The organism is Spirulina subsalsa PCC 9445, assembly GCF_000314005.1.
Taxonomy (GTDB): Bacteria; Cyanobacteriota; Cyanobacteriia; order Cyanobacteriales; family Spirulinaceae; genus Spirulina_A; species Spirulina_A subsalsa.
In genome coordinates this window covers 4,430,782-4,448,265 of the sequence record NZ_JH980292.1, presented here as the reverse complement: position 1 = coordinate 4,448,265, position 17,484 = coordinate 4,430,782, and the positions used below count along the sequence as shown (strand labels likewise).

Here is a 17,484-nt window from a genome sequence, read left to right as displayed (position 1 = left end):
TCGCCCATAGGGGAACCGAAGAAGCTGCAAAGCAAATCCCCCCAAATATCGCTATTCTACAAAGCGATCGCCCAAGTGTCATAGTGACTCTGAAAACACCATCGCCATTCTACAAAAGACCACCAGCAACCTAGGACATTCCCCCCCCCAAAACTTAAAAATCTCCTAGAATAGGCACTCGTCCCATTGCGATTCTCAACCCCCTACACTTCCGACCCCTCAACATCCAAAAGCGAAAGCCCTGCTTTCCGAGGCTTGTATAATAGGGGATAACTCTCAAGATAATTCTCCAAGTGATTTTATAAATTAAATGCCCATTGACCTCAAGCAAATTCGGATAGAGCGTCTCTTTGACGCTTATAATTTAGATGTCCCCATTCAGGACAATACTTTAATCCTAGTGGGCGAAAACGGCTCCGGGAAAAGCACACTGATTAACTTATTATACTACACATTAACCGCTCAGTGGTCACGTTTAGCCCAGCTTCCCTTTGATTCTTGTACTGTTACAATTGGTCAAGAAGACTATATCCTAAAAAGAAAGGATTTACCCACTGCTGACAGTCAAAAGGAAAGATTTTTGGTTAGGTACTTAAAAAGTAAGCTTTCTCGTCAAGACTTTGAAAATTTATGCCATGAGTTAGCAGAGTATAGCTCAGAATACTGGTTGTCAAAAAATGGAATGTTGGAATTAAAAAATAAATTTCCTACAATTCCTTTTGGAGCATTACGAGAGCTAGCTAAAATCAATCAAAATTTTCCATATTTGGATAAAAATGAAGAAAGAAAAGATACAGATAAACTTGCTGACGCTCTTCAATCCAAGCAGAAGGAACAAGTTCTATTTTTACCCACTTATCGCAGAATTGAAAAAGACTTAGGTGAGGTTTTTCCTGATATAGACTGGGATGATATCTTACCCTATCATAAGCAACTACGGTCTGGATACGTTGAACTGGTTGAGTTTGGCATGGAAGATGTCATTCAATCCTTTGACTCAACTTTATCAGACTTGGATCAAAATTTTCGCACTGAATTAAACCGATTGACAGGGCGTTACTTGGGAGATATTATTCGCAATAACTATACAAATGTTGAAGCATCTCAACTATCTACTAAAGAATTTACGGAAACAATCAACGTGATGCTCCCTCGGATTGGGGATATTCTTTCAGAAGGAGATCGCCAAAAACTGAGACACCTCCTTGAAGATGTCAAAACAAAACAAGTTTTGTTAGAAGAACAACGGGTGACTGCTTATTTTTTGACTCGCTTGGTCGAAATTCATAAAAGTCAACAGGAAAAAGAACGTCCCATCCGAAAGTTAGTCGATTTAGTCAATCAGTATCTCAGCAACAAAAAATTAGAATTTAATCCCAGTGAATTTAAGTTAGTGATTAAGCGCACAAACAAAGACATGACAGAAGTGCCAATTTCGGGCTTGTCATCGGGAGAAAAACAAATTATCTCGTTGTTTTCTCACATATTTTTAAGTGATTATAGCCAGTATTTTGTAGTAATTGATGAACCAGAATTATCCATTTCTGTTCCTTGGCAACGTCGTTTTCTGCAAGACTTGAAAGATACAGAGAAATGTTCTGGTTTAATTGCGGTGACTCATTCTCCCTTTGTGTTTGAAAATTCCCTGGCCGAATATGCACATTCTATCAGTGAGTTTATCGAGGAGATTTAACAATGTCATCTTTTTTAGATGCGTTGAAGGCTGCACCGCAAACACCCCAAGCCAAATTAAACATCTTTCTGCTCAGTTTTCAACCCCAAGGTCAGGCGATCTCAATTTTTCTGGAGGGACGCGACGATCCTTCCTTGATTCGAGTTAACGTTCAACGATTCGCTGAACAGAAAGCTTTATCAGTAGAAACCATTATATTGGGGAATAAAAAAGAAGTTTTAAAAGCCTATGATTATCTCGGCAAACGATTTCCCAACAATCCCAGAATCATGTTTTTTGTGGACAAAGATCATGATGACCTCCTCGGTGAAAATCGGGGAATACAAACTCAGGAAAGCCTATTCGTCACCCCATACTACTCTATTGAGAATTATCTGGTTTCAGAATCAGCCATTGCCGCAATACTAACCGATTTTTGGGGATTGGATTCATCTAGTGAGGCAATTACGATCGCCTGCCAAAAATTTCATCAATTCCAAGCGGATTATCGTCAAGCCTTTTTACCTTGGATGGCTTGGCTTTTAGCCATTCGTCGATTGGGGGAAAACCCAAACAACAATAATATCAATGCTTCAGTATTTACAGTGGATATCAACTATCAAATTATGTTCAACTGGCAACCTGACATTTTGACTCACCTAGGGAGAGTCTGTAATGTCAATATCCGGCCAGATTCGATGACAATTGACCACACTACCAGAGAATTGGAAGCCTTGCCAACAAAAGTTTGGTTGCGGGGAAAACAGGAACTCTGGTGTTTAGTTAAGTTCCTGAACCGATTGGAAGAAGAGGTAAAAACTGGGGAAGTCAAGCTGAAAATTAGATCACCGATCAATCTCAACAATATCGTTGAATTGCTGGCTCCCCGTCTACCCTGTCCTTCAGACTTGGATGATTACCTAGTGAATAGACTGAGTAGTTTATAGATGCCCCTTGTGGAAATGAAAGAATCCACGCAATCCGGTTTCTCCCCTAGCCATCCGTAGGTTGGGTGCAGCGACAACGAAACCCAACAACTCACCACCAGAATCCCCCCCAAAACTTAAAAATCCCCTAGGATTGCCGAACCCCCCTCAACAGACTGCTAAAATCTAAAGTCTGCAATCTCAATCCAGAAACCCTATGTCCGCCCCCTTCTCCCCCCAAGAAATCGCCGCAGAAGGCCTCAAACCCGAAGAATATGAGGAAATAGTCCACCGCCTCGGTAGACACCCCAACAAAGCCGAATTAGGGATGTTTGGCGTAATGTGGAGCGAACACTGCTGCTATAAAAACTCCCGCCCCCTCCTCGGCCAATTTCCCACCACCGGAGAACATATCCTCGTCGGCCCCGGTGAAAATGCTGGCATTGTAGACCTTGGCGACGGACTGCACCTCGCCTTTAAAATTGAGTCCCATAATCACCCCTCAGCCATTGAACCCTTCCAAGGGGCGGCGACTGGGGTAGGGGGTATCCTACGGGATATCTTTACCATGGGCGCCCGTCCCATTGCCATTCTCAACTCCCTGCGCTTCGGAACCCTCGACAATGCCCGCACCCGCCGCATTTTTAGCGGAGTCGTCGAAGGCATTAGCCACTATGGAAATTGTGTCGGTGTGCCAACGGTGGGGGGTGAAGTCTATTTTGACCCGGCCTACACCGGAAACCCCCTAGTCAATGCCATGGCGCTGGGAATTATGGAAACCCCAGAAATCGTTAAGGCCGGAGCCATTGGGGTGGGGAATCCTGTTCTCTATGTGGGGTCAACCACCGGGCGGGATGGTATGGGGGGCGCGAGTTTCGCCAGTTCCGAACTAACCGACCAGTCCATGGATGACCGCCCGGCCGTGCAGGTGGGGGATCCTTTTTTGGAAAAATCCCTGATTGAAGCCTGTTTAGAGGCCTTTAAAACTGGGGCTGTGGCTTCTGCCCAAGATATGGGAGCCGCCGGGATTACCTGTTCCACCTCGGAAATGGCGGCTAAAGGGGGAGTCGGCATTGAGTTAGACCTGGATAAAATTCCCGTGCGGGAAACGGGGATGGTGCCTTATGAGTACCTGCTCTCAGAATCTCAGGAACGGATGCTTTTTGTGGCGCACAAGGGACGGGAACAGGAGTTAATCGACATTTTCCACCGTTGGGGTCTTCAGGCGGTAATGGCTGGGGTCGTGATTGAGGAACCCATTGTGCGGATTTTGTTTCAAGGGGAAGTGGCGGCGGAAATTCCGGCCACGGCTTTGGCGGATAATACGCCCATCTACCATCGGGAATTGCTGCCCCAAGCGCCGGACTATGCCCAAAAGGCTTGGCGGTGGACGACGGAGGAGTTACCGCCCTGTGATGGGGCGGGAATTGTGGTGGGGGGAGAGTCCCTGAGTTGGGGGGCGGTGTTGTTGCGCTTGTTGGATAGCCCCTCTCTGGCCTCGAAACGCTGGGTTTATCGCCAATATGACCACCAAGTTCAAAATAATACGGTGTTGCTGCCAGGAGGGGCTGATGCGGCGGTGATTCGCATTCGTCCCCAAGAACCGATTCCCAATGTGGGGGCGACGGTGTTTACTAAGGGGGTGGCGGCAACGACGGATTGTAATGCCCGTTATGTGTATTTAGACCCCTATGAGGGGGCAAAGGCGGCGGTAGCGGAGGCGGCGCGCAATTTAAGCTGTGTGGGGGCGCAACCTTTGGCGGTGACGGATAACTTGAATTTTGGCAGTCCGGAGCATCCGGTGGGCTACTGGCAGTTAGCGAAGGCCTGTGAAGGGATTGCGGAGGCCTGTCGGGAGTTTGCAACTCCGGTCACGGGGGGGAATGTGTCGCTGTATAACGAGACGTTGGATAGTGAGGGTAAACCTCAAGCCATTTATCCAACTCCGGTGATTGGTATGGTGGGGCTGGTGCCGGATGTGACGCGCCTTTGTGGTCAAGGTTGGCAAGGGGCGGGGGATTTGGTGTATTTAATCGGCTCTGCTGGGGTGACGTTGGGGGGGTCGGACTATTTGGCACTGGTTCATGGCACGGTGGCGGGTCAGCCCCCTCGCATTGATTTTGAGGCGGAACGCCGGGTGCAGGAGGTCTGTCGGGAGGGGATTTATCAGGGGTGGTTACGGTCGGCTCATGATTGCGCGGAAGGCGGTCTAGGGGTGGCGCTGGCGGAATGTTGTCTCGGAGGGGAATTGGGGGCGGAGATTACTCTGGAAGGGGGGGATGGACGCTGGGATGAGGTGCTGTTTGGGGAAGGAGGGGCGCGGATTGTGGTGTCGGTTGCCCCGGAGTTCCAAGCGCTTTGGGAGGACTACGCTCAATCGGTGTTAGGGGAGGGGGTTTGGTTACTGGGGACGGTACAGGCAACGGCCAATTTACGGGTTTTCACGAGTAACCAAGACACCCTGCTTAACGTTAGCATTAAGGAGTTAGGCGATCGCTGGCATTTAGCCCTAGAACGTCGCTTAACCCTCTAGCCGCCTATTCAAGGTCAGGATTAAACCCCTCACCTTGATTTGCCCTTCCCCCTTGGGATAGACCCTTTTTCTTGTTCAAATGTTAAGAAAAATTTAAACTGATGTAAAGGGTCGGTCTTTTTTCTTAAAACATTTGCGAGGATTTGGCCGCGTTGTCTTTTCCCCGTCCTATCTTGAATAGAATCAAGTGGCTCAGTCTCAGGGTTGAGTCTACTTGTTGCTTTTAATCTACTTACCCTTAATCACTGCCGCACAGAGGAGCCTTAAATCACTAATGATGCCTAATGAATCCCGCTACGCTGATCAGTGCAATAGTCAACCGGAAGCACGCTCTCCTGAAAGACCCGATAAAATGGAAGAGGCCTGTGGGATCTTCGGTGTATATGCCCCAGAGGAAGATGTTGCCAAGTTAACCTACTTTGGTCTTTATGCCTTGCAACATCGGGGCCAGGAGTCGGCTGGCATCGCCACGTTTGCCGGAGAAACCATCCACCACTATAAAAACATGGGGTTAGTGTCTCAGGTTTTTAATGAAGAGATTTTAGGTAAACTACCGGGAGAGATTGCCGTTGGTCACACTCGCTACTCCACCACGGGATCTAGTTTAAAGGTAAATGCTCAACCGGCGGTTGTGGAAACTCGCTTAGGGAGTCTAGCCCTAGCACATAATGGGAATCTTGTCAATACCAAAGAATTACGAGAAGAACTGACGCGGCGCAATTGTAGTTTTGTCACGACGACGGATTCTGAAATGATTGCGATCGCCATTGGCAATGAAGTAGATCAAGGGAAAGACTGGTTAGAAGCCGCCCTTACAGCCTTTCAACTCTGTCAGGGGGCCTATAGTTTAGTGGTGGGTACCCCAGCCGGACTAATGGGGGTGCGAGATCCTCACGGCATCCGCCCCCTCGTGATCGGTCTGTTACCCAGCACCAGCACCAGCCCCGCCCGTTACGTTTTAGCCTCAGAAACCTGTGGGTTAGATATCATTGGGGCGGAATACTTGCGCTCCGTTGAACCGGGGGAATTAGTTTGGATTACCGAAGAGGGGATGGCCTCTTTCCACTGGGCCGAAAAACCCCAGCCCAAAATGTGTGTTTTCGAGATGATTTACTTCGCCCGTCCTGATAGTGTGGTGCATGACGAAAGCTTGTATAGTTACCGGATACGCATTGGGGAACGTTTAGCCGAAGAGTCCCACACCGACGCAGATATTGTGATTGCCGTCCCCGATTCCGGCGTTCCGGCCGCCATTGGTTACGCCAAAAAGTCGGGCATTCCCTACGGCGAAGGATTAATCAAAAACCGTTATGTGGGGCGTACCTTTATCCAACCGACCCAAGCCATGCGAGAGTCAGGGATTCGCATGAAATTAAACCCCTTACGGGATGTTTTAGCGGGGAAACGGGTAGTTTTAGTCGATGATTCCATTGTGCGGGGAACTACCAGTAAAAAAATCGTCAAAGCCTTGCGAGATGCCGGGGCGACGGAAGTTCACATGAAGATTTCCTCACCCCCCGTGACTCATCCTTGTTTCTATGGTTTGGATACGGACACTCAAGATCAATTAATTGCCGCGACCAAAACTATTGAAGAAATTGCCCAACAGATTGGGGTTGATTCTTTGACCTATTTGAGTTGGGAGGGAATGTTAGAAACAACGGGAGAGGATATTAATCATTTCTGTTCCGCTTGTTTCACCGGGAATTATCCCATTACGATTCCGGAGAATGTGAAGCGGGCCAAGTTGATTTTAGAACAAGCGAAAGTCTAAGTAGGGCTTGCTGAATAAGTCTGCTCGTGGGGCTAGGGAACAGGGGGAATCAGAAAAAGGTAAGCCTTTTTGATTCTTTATCCCTAAAACCTTGCACTTTCTCACTCCCAATCGAAAGTCCTAGTAACAGTGCTTAGATGGATATTCAGCAGACCCTAAGTAGGGCTTGCTGAATAAGTCTGCTAGGGGAGCAGGGGAGAGACAATCTCCCGACTCCTGACTAGATTGCTTCGTACCTTGCAATGACATTATTCCCTATTCCCTATTCCCTGTTCCCCGATACCCGACACCCAACTCTTGGACTTTCTCAGCAAACCCCCGTTAAAAAGTGTCGTAAACTAACACTTCTTCTAAAGCCAATTGACCCCCACGAGGTCGGGCGGGTTGGATAGCTTTCCCTACCGTGATCATAAACGAAATAACGTAATCTTCCGGCAGTTTAATGATGTCCGCCACCTTCACCGGGTCAAACCCAATCATCGGACAGCTATCATAACCCATTGCCTTCGCCGCTAACATAATAGTTTGACCTGCAAGCCCTGTAGAGCGCATGACCTCATCTCGCGCTAACTGTTCTTTGCCTTCATAAAAAGAACCAATCATCGGGACTAAAACATTTTGCACCTCAGCCGGGGCATTGCGCCAATAGCGTTGGGGGTCTTTTGCCCAAGCTTTGAGATCCCCACAGAGTAAAATAACAATGGATGCGTCCGTGACCTGTGCTTGATCCCAAGCGGCAGCGCGAATTTGTTGCCGTAATTCCGGGTTTTTCACCACGACAAAACGCCAATGTTGAATATTAAACGAAGTCGGTGATAAAATCGCCGCTCCTAACAGCGTACTAATCTCTTGATCAGTCATTGTATGGTTGGGATCAAAGTGTTTAATTGCCCGACGTTCTTGAATTGCTTGGAAGGTGTCCATTTCGCTTAATGAGTCTCTTAAATGAGTTCGTTCTGATTGTATCTTAGGCAGGACTCCCTGATCACAAACAAAAACCCACTTGTTAAGCTAACAAGTGGGGGCAAGAATTATCTATTCCATGACTTGGGTCAAAAAGCAACAGCACGCTTTAAGCTTAGGAATCGGATGGAAGCTGAGAATTAGAGCTATTGTCTCCATTCAGTTTTACTTTAACGACTCGGTTTACAGCTTCTGTCACTTTGGGCAAAGTAAGCGTTAAAATTCCCTGCTCAAAGCTAGCGGTGACTTGCTCATTTTGGATGGCAATAGGGAGAGGAATAACCCGTTTAAACTGACCATACCGGAATTCGGAGTGATACAGTCCTTTGTCTTCGCTTTGTTCGCTGCTGCGATATTCCCCTTGAATAGAAACGGCTTCGCGGGTCACATTAATATCTAGATCATCGGGGGTAATGCCCGGTAATTGAACTTGTAAAATCAGTTTATCTTCCGTATCTTTCAGTTCAATGGCGGGTTTCCACAAAGCAGATGGGGTGTAGGTTTTTTGGGTGATTTCGTCAAAAAGTTGATCCATTTGGTGACGAAGGGTTTCCATTTCTGCGAAGGGTTGCCAACGAATTAAAGCCATAACTCTTTCCTCCAAGTTAGTCGGTTGGTTTGCTGTTTGCTTACATCTTTATTTTGCGTCTATGGACTTAGGAATTACAGTCGGAAAAACCGTATTTTTGAGTGGGAGTTTACCGATAAGATTTTAGTTAATTGGGGGTTGTATTCGCTTAAGGTTGGGTTTACTAGAAAGGGAAGGTCTGGAAAACCGAATCAGTGAATCGTTAGTGTCTGCTGAATAAGGGGACAGGGAACAGTGGGAGTCGGAAAAGGCAAAAATCAGACCCGTCTCTTGTCATGCTCTGGCGTGACGCATTGCGCAGTTCTGCCGCTTGGTATGGAGGCAGAGCCTCCAAGATGGCGTTATTTGGTAGAGCCACGAGAGTAACGACTATCAACACCCCATAGAACAATCCCCCCAACTTCGGATCTTCAAACGATCTTCAATTTGGGGGGATTTTGGGGTTTTGGTGGGGTTAGACGATGGCTGAACCCCTGAGTTTAAAAGGCGGCATCCAGATTTGAACTGGAGAATAGAGGTTTTGCAGACCTCGGCCTTACCACTTGGCTATGCCGCCATTAACATCCAGTTTCTTATTGTAGCAGAATGAACGGGTGCTTTACAAGTCCCTGATCGAAAATCGGGAATCAAGGCACAACCTAGGCTAAAATAACGGTCGGTTTCTGTCCACATTGTCACCGATGATGCTTACCCAACGAGTAACCTTGGCTCCAGATGTTTTGATGCAGGATTTAGCGGGAGAGGCGGTCTTGCTTAATTTGAACAATGAACAGTATTTTGGTTTAGATGAAATCGGCACGCGAATGTTAGAGGTGCTGCAAGAGTCGGGTTCTATTGCTGAAGCGTCGGAGGTTCTGGTGGAAGAGTATGATGTGGAGATAGAACGGCTAAAAGCCGATCTTCTCAAGTTTGTGAATGAGTTATTAGCTTATGAGTTGGTGGAAGTTAGTGAGGGGGAAGGTTAGGACTTATGGGGGGTTATCTGGGCGATCGCGCTTTTGTTTCTTCTTCGCCCTCTTCGCCTTGCCCCCTGTTTCACTCTCCCTTAAGGTTTTGGGGCTAAAACGCACCCAAGCCCTCCTGAATTCCCTCCCCATCTTCCCCCTAGAGGATGGGGCTTTACCCACGACGGCGGAAATGGTCAAGGTGGCCGCCCGTTACACCAGAACCTCCTGTTTACCCCAAGCCCTAGTTCTAAAAGCCCTCCTGCGCTGTCAGGGGGTGGAGAGTCTGTTACGGATTGGGGTGAGACGGGAAGGAGAACAACTAGAAGCCCATGCTTGGGTTGAGGTACAGGGTCAACCCTTAAATCAAGAGGCTGAAGTTTATCAAGAGTATCAGGTGTTTGCCCCGTTAACGGGAAAACCGCATCTGTAGGGCTTCTCGGGCTTGTTCTCGGTCGTCAAAGTGGATCTTTTCTGTGCCGAGGATTTGATAGTCTTCGTGACCCTTTCCGGCAATGAGTACCCCATCTCCCGGTTGTGCGTCGAGGATGGCCTGACGGATGGCGGTAGCGCGATCGCCAATCACCACCGGATTCCGACTAGGATCAATCCCCGCCACCACATCCCGCAAAATTTGTTCGGGATCTTCCGTGCGAGGATTGTCGGAAGTGACTACGGCCACATCGGCTAAATCGGCGGCAATTTTGCCCATTTTGGGGCGCTTGGTGCGATCGCGATCTCCCCCACAGCCAAACACACAAATCGCTTTCCCCGCAATAAACGGCCGGGACGCTTGCAAAAGGTTTTCTAAACTATCCGGCGTATGGGCATAATCCACAATCACACTAATATCCTGTTCTGGGCGAATTTGCACCCGTTCCATGCGCCCCGGCACCCCCGGAAACTGGGTTAAGAGTCGCACAATCTCGGGTAAACTGACCCCCAAATGGAGCGCCGCCCCCGTTGCCGCCAAAAAGTTGGCTAAATTAAACTGACCCACTAACGGGGATTGAAATTCGATCTCTCCTTGGGGGCTGTGTAACATCCCCTTAACTCCTGTGGCCTCATAGCTTAAATCGCTCATCCACAAATCCGCCGAGGCATCGGTGACACTATAGCGCCAGACTTTCTGTGGGGGTAAACTCTCAATTAACCGTTGTCCATAGGGGTCATCTTGATTAATAATCGCCCGTCCCTTTAAATATTCTGGGCTAAAGAGTAACGCCTTGGCCTGATAATAATTCTCCATCGTTCCATGGAAATCTAGGTGATCCTGCGTCAAATTGGTAAACACGGCCACCTCAAAGGGACATTGTTTGACCCGTCCCTGTACCAAAGCATGGGAACTGACCTCCATCACCGCGTACTCGCTCCCGGCCTGTAACGCGGTGGCTAATTGGCCTTGTAAATCCACCGCGAAGGGGGTCGTATGGACGGCCGTTTCCTCGTAGCCTTGCCAACGCACATATAACGTCCCTAACAGGGCGGTAGGTTTATTAACCCCTCGTAAAAAGTGTTCAATTAAATGGGTAGTGGTGGTTTTCCCATTGGTTCCCGTCACCCCCACCATGTTTAATTGTTGGGCGGGCTGTTGATAGAAAAGGTCAGCGACTTGGGCGCAGACCTCCACCATATCGGGAACAACAATCACACAGGCCTCTTGCGGGGGGCATTTCGCCGCCGCTTCCGGGCTAATGAGGGCGGCAACGGCTCCAGAGGCGATCGCACTTTCCCAGAATTCCCCCCCATCTACTCGCGTCCCCGGCATCCCCATAAACAAATCCCCCGCTTGACAAGCGTGGGAATTAGTCGAAAGTCCTTTTACTTCAGCCTCTAGTGCCGGGTGTTCCGGGAGTTGCCCTAGATTTGGCACCTGTGCCAACAATGCTTTTAATGTCGTCATAGCCACTCCTCTTAGTGCGTTGTTAGACCTTTGGGGATTTCTTCCCGGTCAGTATTACATTCTTAATGTTTTTTTTAACATACGCTCTATTTGCTGTATAGGGAGACGAGGGGAAAGACGAGGTAACACCACCTCCTCTCCTTCCACTATCTGGGCTATAACGGGGATTTCGTACTCATAGGCCGCAAACCAATCTGCACGGGTGGTAATATCCCGCATCTCCAACTCTAGGGATAAGTTGGGCAGTTGGGCGAGTTTCTCCGCCAAGGTTTCACAGAGATGGCAGCCCGGTTTATGGTAAAAGATGAGTTTCATTTTTTTCTAGGGAACGGGGAACAGGGGGGGAGGGGGAGAGGGGGGGCAGGGGGGCAGGGGAGAGGGAAAGACGAGGAATTCAGACTTATTAACTATTCCCTATTATCTATTCCCGATTCCCCACTCCCGATTCCCCACTCCCCACTCCCTATTCCCCACTCCCCATTCCCTATCCCCCGTTCCCTGTTCCCTGTTCCCTCTCCCCGCTATTAACCTCGCATTTTTTCCGACCAGACGCGAGTGGGTAAGCCCCAAATGTAAATAAAGCCTTCCGCCGCCTTGTGGTCAAAGGTATCCTCAGAGGTGTAGGTGGCCAGACTGGGGGCATAGATTGAATTGTCCGACCTGCGACCCACAATCATCGCATTGCCCTTGAATAACTTCACACGCACCACACCACTGACCCGCTCTTGAGTTTGATTAATAAAGGCATCTAACGCGCCTTTCAGGGGACTATACCACAGCCCTTGATAAATCAAATTCGCGTAGGATTCCTCAATATTCCGCTTGTATTGGGTCACATCGGCCGTGAGGGTGAGACTTTCAAGATCCCGGTGGGCTTGAATTAACACCAACAGGGCGGGGGATTCGTAGATTTCCCGCGATTTAATCCCCACCACGCGGTTTTCAATCATATCAATCCGTCCTACCCCATGATTGCCCACAATCTCATTCAGTTGGGCAATCAATTCCACCGGACCGAAAGCGTTGCCGTTGAGGGTGACAGGAGTCCCTTTTTCAAAGCCAATTTCGATATATTCTGGCTCATTGGGGGTGTCTGCGATCGCCTTGGTCATCACAAAAATCTCTTCGGGAGGCTCCGTCATGGGATCTTCCAGAGGCCCCGCTTCAATACTCCGCCCCAGTAAGTTGCGGTCAATACTAAAAGGAGACGACTTTTTAACCGGGGTAGGAATGCCGAATTTTTCGCCGTAGGCAATGGTTTCCTCTCGACTCATCCCCCACTCCCGGGCGGGGGCTAACACCTTAATAGAGGGGTTTAAAGCGGCAATAGAGACATCAAAACGCACCTGATCATTGCCTTTCCCGGTACAACCATGAGCTACAGCATCGGCTCCGTATTTTTCCGCCGCTTCCACCAACATTTTAGCGATTAAAGGGCGCGCCAAAGCCGTGGCGAGGGGGTAACGGTTCTCGTAGAGGGCATTGGCACGAATGGCGGGGAAAGCATAATCTACCACAAAACTTTCCTGGCCATTTTCCACCAGAGATTCCAATGCACCGGAATCTAGGGCTTTTTTCTGAATCGGTCCGAGTTCTTCCCCTTGGCCTAAGTCTGCGGCCAAGGTAATTACATCCTGAACGCCCCACTCTTCTTTTAGGTAGGGGATGCACACAGAGGTATCTACACCACCGGAATAGGCCAAAATCACTTTATTTGCACGACCCATAGCTTTTCTCTTTCAAAACGACTAGAGGCCTATTGTAGAGGGGAGAAGGGGATTCTTGTAAAATGCGATCGCGTTATTTAAGATTTCGTCTAGAAAATACCCTCGAAGCCCCCCACGACACCCGGAGAGGGGAGCGAAAAGAGAGCAACCCTAAAAAAGGCTTTTCCCCCTCTGTCCAGCCCAGAGAAATAATCTAGGAAAATTTAACTTTCGTTTTAGGTCATCCCGAACAGGGTTTCCCTAATTATTCACATTGACCTAGATATATTATCAGTTCATTCAGAATATTTTTCTCCCTCAACACTTAAATCTCTCAAGTCTTAAATAATTTGTTAAAATAATAAAAAGTTCATTCAGCCGGAATAACAATAAGGATGTAACTTTTTATCACAAGTTTGGTTAAAGCCTTTACTTGTGATTCAATTTATGTTGCGCTAAGGAGGCTGCAATGAAAGATCCCTTAATTTCTTCCAAAAATCAAAGCATTTGGAATACCTTAAAACTGAAAACCCAAATGCTATTAGGTTATACCATTCCGGTTGCTGTATTTGCGGGTTCAACACTAATTGTTTACACCAATGCAAACCGTGTTTTTGACGCTTTTTCCCAAGTTGAAACGGTACAAGATGCCATTATTGAAGTCGATAAAATGGCACTGGCTGGGAGTAATATGGTGGCGAATATTCGGGCTTATATGGTTAGCCAAGATCGGGAATTTGTGCAACTGTATGAAAAAAGCTGGGTCGATTTTCAAGCTTCTAGTCAAAAATTAAATCAAATTGTGACCAATCCTGAGCAATTGCAGCGTTTTCAGCAAATGAACAATATTGGTCAACAATACAATAGTTATGCTCGAACACAGATTAGTTTAATCGAGCAAAATCGCCTACAAGACTCCCTCAATCTATTTCTTCAAGGGGGCGGTAAGCAGTTTTTGTTAGATTTTCTGGAACTCAATGCTCAATTTAATCAGCAGGAAACAAACCAGTTAAAGGTACAAAATCAAGAAGCTCGAACGACCTTACAAAATGCGGTTAACTTGTTGATTTTAGGAGCGATTGTATCTGCCGCTTCTGCTATTGGAATCGCTTGGTTAATTGCCTCTTTAGTCAGCGAAAAAATTAGTCAAGCCATTGATGAAATAACCAACTCTTCACGGGATATTAGTATCGCGGTACAACAACAGGAAAAACTCACCAGTAATCAGGTGATTTCCGTAGAAGAAACCAGTAAAACCATGGATGACTTAGAAATTTCCGCCAAACAAGCCAGTCAACAAGCGGAAACCTCTGCCTCCGGTGCTAGTCAAGTCTTATCCTTCGCCCAAAATGGCAATCGTTTAGTGGAAGATACCTTAGTAGAAATGGGTCACACTCGTAATAAAGTAGAAGCTATTGCCGAGCAAATCACCCGTTTAAGTGAACAAACCAATCAAATTGGCAATATTTCCCAAGTGGTGGGAGATTTGGCCAATCAAACTAATATGTTAGCCTTAAATGCCGCCGTTGAGGCCGTGCGTTCCGGGGAACATGGACGAGGATTTTCTGTAGTGGCCGCAGAAATTCGTAAACTGGCTGACGAAAGTCAAAAATCTGCCCACAAAATTAACACCTTAGTTAATGAAATTAAGCAAGCTACACTGTCCACCGTGATGGTAACAGAGGAAGGTATTAAAAGCGTAGGTAACACAGTTAATTTAGCCCAAAAAACCGCCAAAGCCTTTACAGATGTGTCTGAGCAAATCAACAATATTGTGATTAACTCCCAGCAAATCTCCGTTAACTCCAAACAACAAGCCTTTGCTATTCAACAAGTGGTTATTGCTACCAATAGCATTAATGAAAATGCCCAACAAAGTAGCAGTGGGATGAATCAAGTTAAACAGGGTGTACATAAACTAAACAACGCTGCATTTGACCTTAAAGCCATTGTCGAATAGGGTATAAAATACCCATGACATCAGGAAGGGGGCGTGCAAGTATTCGCCACACCTCTGGGGATATTATCATCAGGGATTAACCAAGTCATACCATTAGAAGTACAACGAATAATCGCCCTTCCTCCCCGTCTGACGCGCAATAAATCGCCATGAAAAAGGTCTACTGTCACCTGAACTGTTTTATATTCCGACTCCCCCGCTTGTTTGCGTTCTACTACACCTTCCGCTAGGATTAACTCAGCAATCCTAAGACGATTTTCTGCGATGGCAGCCGTTTGTATATTGTTAATCAACAGAGGAATTAACACCGAAATCAGGTAAAGGCAAAGGGTGAATGGTTTCAGCATAATTTGTTCTCTAGATTACTCTAGCTCCTCCGCTAAATAGGAACGCGCTTTGATTTGGTATTGATACTCTTCTGGGTTAGTTTGATCGGCTTTCGCGCTACATTGTTCCCAGGCCACTGTAGCCTCCCCATTTAAGCCTTCAAGTCCTAACGCTTCTGCCATTAAACAGTAAGCTAGGGCTTTATTGGGTTGTAAATCAATGGCTTTCTGTAGCTGAAATTTAGCCTCAGAATTGGCTTGAGATTTGAGTTGAATTCTGCCCAAACTGGTCAAAAGAGTATATTCTTTTTCCGGGTGATTTCGTACCCCTCCTAAGCCTAAATTAATCCAGCGCAACGCTTGAGAGTTTTGTTCTAAATTCAAATGAATTGTTAGCAATTGTTCTAGATTTTTAAACTGCTGATCTGTAATGATATAAGTTTCACCTGCTTGGCTGGCTTTTCGGGCATCTTCAACGGATTTCCATAGCCAATTATCGGCTTGACTGTAGTCTTTTTGGGCTAAGTAAATACTGGCAAGAGATGCGGCGGCTGTTGCGGCACAATCAGGGGATTGTACAGCAATTTTATAGTTTCTTATGGCGGCATCAAGTTCCACTAATTCATGGTTAATATTGCCCAATTGGAGATAAATTTTAGGGTTATCTGGATTAAGTCTTAGGGATAGTTCGTATTTTTCCAGAGCAATTCTGAATTGTTTTTTCTCGTAAGCTTCGCTGGCTTGTCGGAAATAAAAATGGGCTAGATGGGCTGAACCTAACTCTACAAAGAGGATGGAACAGAGAAGAGTCAGCAGGGAAAAGGAGAACCGATCTCGGTCAGAAAAAGGTTTTGCTGGACCGAGTTTATGTTCTGGGGAAAAGAGGGTATGGAAGGAATGCAAACGGTTTTGTAGGCGAAATCCCCGTAGGAGACGCTCGATTTTTTCTTGTCCTAAGTTTTTAGCTAAAATGCCTGCATTTCCGAGGGGAAGCAGACTATTAATTAAGATGGTCATAATGCCAATTAAGCCTGTTCCACTGACGAGAATTTTAGGAATTAAACTTAACCAAATGGCGGAAGAACCTGTTAGGCAAATAATGGAAAGTAGGCGTAAAATTCCGTTTTGAGAATCAGAGGGGGCTTGAAACCACCACCAATAAGTGGGGGCGGGTTTTAAGATGGCGCGCCATTGATCAAACCATTCGTCGAGTTCATCAAGGTTATGATCTCGTTTACGAAGTTCTCGGAAAACTTCTTGCAGTTGGTAGTCTAATATTTCTAAAGTGATGAGGAGAGAACCGGAAACTTTACTATGATCTTTTACGTCTAATTGTTGTTGCACGGCATCCCGCGCCGTCAAGACTTTGGCGACGTTTTCTTTTTGCAAGACTTGAGTTAATAAATCAGCGTTAATCTCAAGGATTGCCTGTTGGTAGTGGTGGATGGCTTGTGCAAGAGACACTGTATTTTTAACCCCTAACCCGATTGTTTTAATCTACAAGGGTTAGGGGTGTTTTTCCGGAGGTTTATGGGGGAGGGTAGGAGTGGACGGAAACCTACAAATCGGGTTAGTTGTTGGGCTTTAGCCCTAAGTCTAGGGCGCTGAAGCGCAACTACGAACGGTTGTTGGGCTTTAGCCCTAAGTCTAGGGCGCTGAAGCGCAACTACGAACGGGGTTGATTGTTTTGTTGGAGGTTTAGGGTATATTCACGGAAGCGATCTAAGTCGGCTTGAATGGTGGATTCAACGACTCGACCGAGGAATAAATTATCCATTAACTGACCTAAAAAACCGGGGATGGCGTAGGCAACGGTGAGGCGGACAATACTACTTTCATGACGGTCATAAAAACGTACTGCGCCCCGATTGGGGAGGCCGTCTACGGATTCCCATTGAATGATTTGATGGGGGACAACTTTTAAGATGCGGGATAACCAACTAAATTCGAGGTTGCCTGCTTCGAGTTGCCAACGGGATAAATCGGGGTTGTCTTGGAGGACGGAGACGGATTTAATCCATTTCATCCAGCGTGGCATCTGTTCTAAATCGGACCAGAGACTCCATACTAAGTCCATCGGTGCGTTAACTTCAACTTGAACGCTATGTTCTAACCAATCAGCCATAAGGGGAAGCAAGGGAAGCGAATTTTCTTTTTTATTCTACTGTATGCTTTCCCGTTCTCGGAT

The 17,484-nt window shown here is 47.0% G+C and carries 15 protein-coding genes and 1 tRNA gene; 7 read left to right on the top strand and 9 right to left on the bottom strand.

Annotation, left to right across the window (positions count from 1 at the left end; all coding sequences use genetic code 11):
• Positions 1-310: 310 nt before the first annotated feature.
• The 4 genes from SPI9445_RS0120290 to purF all read left to right on the top strand — a co-directional run bounded on the left by SPI9445_RS0120290 (position 311) and on the right by purF (position 6,905).
• Positions 311-1,693: an AAA family ATPase gene (locus SPI9445_RS0120290; RefSeq protein ID WP_017306617.1), complete on the top strand. Its 1,383-nt coding sequence runs from the start codon at positions 311-313 to the stop codon at positions 1,691-1,693.
• Positions 1,694-1,695: 2 nt separating this feature from the next.
• On the top strand, positions 1,696-2,619 hold the full coding sequence (locus tag SPI9445_RS0120285; protein ID WP_017306616.1) for a DUF4435 domain-containing protein: 924 nt from the start codon (positions 1,696-1,698) through the stop codon (positions 2,617-2,619).
• A 196-nt stretch (positions 2,620-2,815) separates the two neighbouring features.
• Positions 2,816-5,131, top strand: coding sequence for a phosphoribosylformylglycinamidine synthase subunit PurL (gene purL / locus SPI9445_RS0120280; RefSeq protein WP_017306615.1), 2,316 nt, complete (start codon positions 2,816-2,818; stop codon positions 5,129-5,131).
• A gap of 274 nt (positions 5,132-5,405) precedes the next feature.
• Positions 5,406-6,905: an amidophosphoribosyltransferase gene (purF, locus tag SPI9445_RS0120275; RefSeq protein WP_026079964.1), complete on the top strand. Its 1,500-nt coding sequence runs from the start codon at positions 5,406-5,408 to the stop codon at positions 6,903-6,905.
• Positions 6,906-7,226: 321 nt separating this feature from the next.
• Here purF and SPI9445_RS0120270 read toward each other — a convergent pair whose 3' ends face one another.
• The 3 genes from SPI9445_RS0120270 to SPI9445_RS0120260 form a co-directional block, all read right to left on the bottom strand.
• Positions 7,227-7,829 carry a nitroreductase family protein gene (locus SPI9445_RS0120270; protein ID WP_017306613.1) on the bottom strand — a complete coding sequence of 201 codons (603 nt, stop codon included), beginning with the start codon at positions 7,827-7,829 and terminating at the stop codon, positions 7,227-7,229.
• Between the two features lie 154 nt (positions 7,830-7,983).
• Complete coding sequence (locus SPI9445_RS0120265) at positions 7,984-8,457, bottom strand: Hsp20/alpha crystallin family protein (RefSeq protein ID WP_017306612.1); 474 nt, start codon at positions 8,455-8,457, stop codon at positions 7,984-7,986.
• 484 nt (positions 8,458-8,941) lie between these two features.
• Positions 8,942-9,013, bottom strand: a tRNA-Cys gene (locus tag SPI9445_RS0120260).
• Positions 9,014-9,137: 124 nt separating this feature from the next.
• Between SPI9445_RS0120260 and SPI9445_RS0120255 the strand changes: the two genes are divergently transcribed.
• Complete coding sequence (locus SPI9445_RS0120255) at positions 9,138-9,422, top strand: PqqD family protein (protein ID WP_033374022.1); 285 nt, start codon at positions 9,138-9,140, stop codon at positions 9,420-9,422.
• Entirely contained in the window at positions 9,388-9,834 is a 447-nt protein-coding gene (locus SPI9445_RS0120250; protein WP_017306610.1) for a lasso peptide biosynthesis B2 protein, read from the top strand. The genes SPI9445_RS0120255 and SPI9445_RS0120250 overlap by 35 nt, the downstream gene beginning before the upstream one ends.
• Here the strand turns inward: SPI9445_RS0120250 and SPI9445_RS0120245 are convergent.
• From SPI9445_RS0120245 to SPI9445_RS0120230, 3 genes are all read right to left on the bottom strand, one after another.
• Positions 9,811-11,304 (bottom strand): UDP-N-acetylmuramoyl-L-alanyl-D-glutamate--2,6-diaminopimelate ligase, encoded by a 1,494-nt coding sequence (locus SPI9445_RS0120245; protein WP_017306609.1) that lies wholly within the window; start codon positions 11,302-11,304, stop codon positions 9,811-9,813. The two genes, SPI9445_RS0120250 and SPI9445_RS0120245, sit on opposite strands and share 24 nt — an antisense overlap.
• A gap of 54 nt (positions 11,305-11,358) precedes the next feature.
• Positions 11,359-11,619 carry a glutaredoxin family protein gene (locus tag SPI9445_RS0120240; protein WP_017306608.1) on the bottom strand — a complete coding sequence of 87 codons (261 nt, stop codon included), beginning with the start codon at positions 11,617-11,619 and terminating at the stop codon, positions 11,359-11,361.
• A gap of 209 nt (positions 11,620-11,828) precedes the next feature.
• Positions 11,829-13,031, bottom strand: a complete 1,203-nt coding sequence (locus SPI9445_RS0120230; RefSeq protein ID WP_017306606.1) for an argininosuccinate synthase — start codon at positions 13,029-13,031, stop codon at positions 11,829-11,831.
• 448 nt (positions 13,032-13,479) lie between these two features.
• On the opposite strand from SPI9445_RS0120230, the gene SPI9445_RS0120225 reads away from it, so the two are divergent.
• Positions 13,480-14,970, top strand: a complete 1,491-nt coding sequence (locus SPI9445_RS0120225; RefSeq protein WP_017306605.1) for a methyl-accepting chemotaxis protein — start codon at positions 13,480-13,482, stop codon at positions 14,968-14,970.
• Positions 14,971-14,990: 20 nt separating this feature from the next.
• On the opposite strand, the gene SPI9445_RS26360 is transcribed toward SPI9445_RS0120225, so the two are convergent.
• The 3 genes from SPI9445_RS26360 to SPI9445_RS0120210 all read right to left on the bottom strand — a co-directional run bounded on the left by SPI9445_RS26360 (position 14,991) and on the right by SPI9445_RS0120210 (position 17,421).
• A complete protein-coding gene (locus SPI9445_RS26360; protein ID WP_017306604.1) occupies positions 14,991-15,317 on the bottom strand; it encodes a hypothetical protein in 327 nt (108 codons plus the stop codon).
• A 15-nt stretch (positions 15,318-15,332) separates the two neighbouring features.
• Positions 15,333-16,760, bottom strand: a complete 1,428-nt coding sequence (locus SPI9445_RS0120215; protein WP_017306603.1) for a hypothetical protein — start codon at positions 16,758-16,760, stop codon at positions 15,333-15,335.
• Between the two features lie 202 nt (positions 16,761-16,962).
• Positions 16,963-17,421: an SRPBCC family protein gene (locus SPI9445_RS0120210; protein WP_017306602.1), complete on the bottom strand. Its 459-nt coding sequence runs from the start codon at positions 17,419-17,421 to the stop codon at positions 16,963-16,965.
• Positions 17,422-17,484: the final 63 nt, after the last annotated feature.

Excerpts from the sequence above, each read along its gene's own strand:
- purF (WP_026079964.1), top strand. The coding sequence starts at position 5,406 with ATGATGCCTAATGAATCCCGCTACGCTGATCAGTGCAATAGTCAACCG.
- SPI9445_RS26360 (WP_017306604.1), bottom strand. The coding sequence starts at position 15,317 with ATGCTGAAACCATTCACCCTTTGCCTTTACCTGATTTCGGTGTTAATT.
- purL (WP_017306615.1), top strand. The coding sequence starts at position 2,816 with ATGTCCGCCCCCTTCTCCCCCCAAGAAATCGCCGCAGAAGGCCTCAAA.
- SPI9445_RS0120270 (WP_017306613.1), bottom strand. The coding sequence starts at position 7,829 with ATGGACACCTTCCAAGCAATTCAAGAACGTCGGGCAATTAAACACTTT.
- SPI9445_RS0120225 (WP_017306605.1), top strand. The coding sequence starts at position 13,480 with ATGAAAGATCCCTTAATTTCTTCCAAAAATCAAAGCATTTGGAATACC.
- SPI9445_RS0120210 (WP_017306602.1), bottom strand. The coding sequence starts at position 17,421 with ATGGCTGATTGGTTAGAACATAGCGTTCAAGTTGAAGTTAACGCACCG.
- SPI9445_RS0120255 (WP_033374022.1), top strand. The coding sequence starts at position 9,138 with ATGATGCTTACCCAACGAGTAACCTTGGCTCCAGATGTTTTGATGCAG.
- SPI9445_RS0120265 (WP_017306612.1), bottom strand. The coding sequence starts at position 8,457 with ATGGCTTTAATTCGTTGGCAACCCTTCGCAGAAATGGAAACCCTTCGT.
- SPI9445_RS0120290 (WP_017306617.1), top strand. The coding sequence starts at position 311 with ATGCCCATTGACCTCAAGCAAATTCGGATAGAGCGTCTCTTTGACGCT.
- SPI9445_RS0120240 (WP_017306608.1), bottom strand. The coding sequence starts at position 11,619 with ATGAAACTCATCTTTTACCATAAACCGGGCTGCCATCTCTGTGAAACC.
- SPI9445_RS0120230 (WP_017306606.1), bottom strand. The coding sequence starts at position 13,031 with ATGGGTCGTGCAAATAAAGTGATTTTGGCCTATTCCGGTGGTGTAGAT.
- SPI9445_RS0120250 (WP_017306610.1), top strand. The coding sequence starts at position 9,388 with ATGAGTTGGTGGAAGTTAGTGAGGGGGAAGGTTAGGACTTATGGGGGG.
- SPI9445_RS0120245 (WP_017306609.1), bottom strand. The coding sequence starts at position 11,304 with ATGACGACATTAAAAGCATTGTTGGCACAGGTGCCAAATCTAGGGCAA.
- SPI9445_RS0120285 (WP_017306616.1), top strand. The coding sequence starts at position 1,696 with ATGTCATCTTTTTTAGATGCGTTGAAGGCTGCACCGCAAACACCCCAA.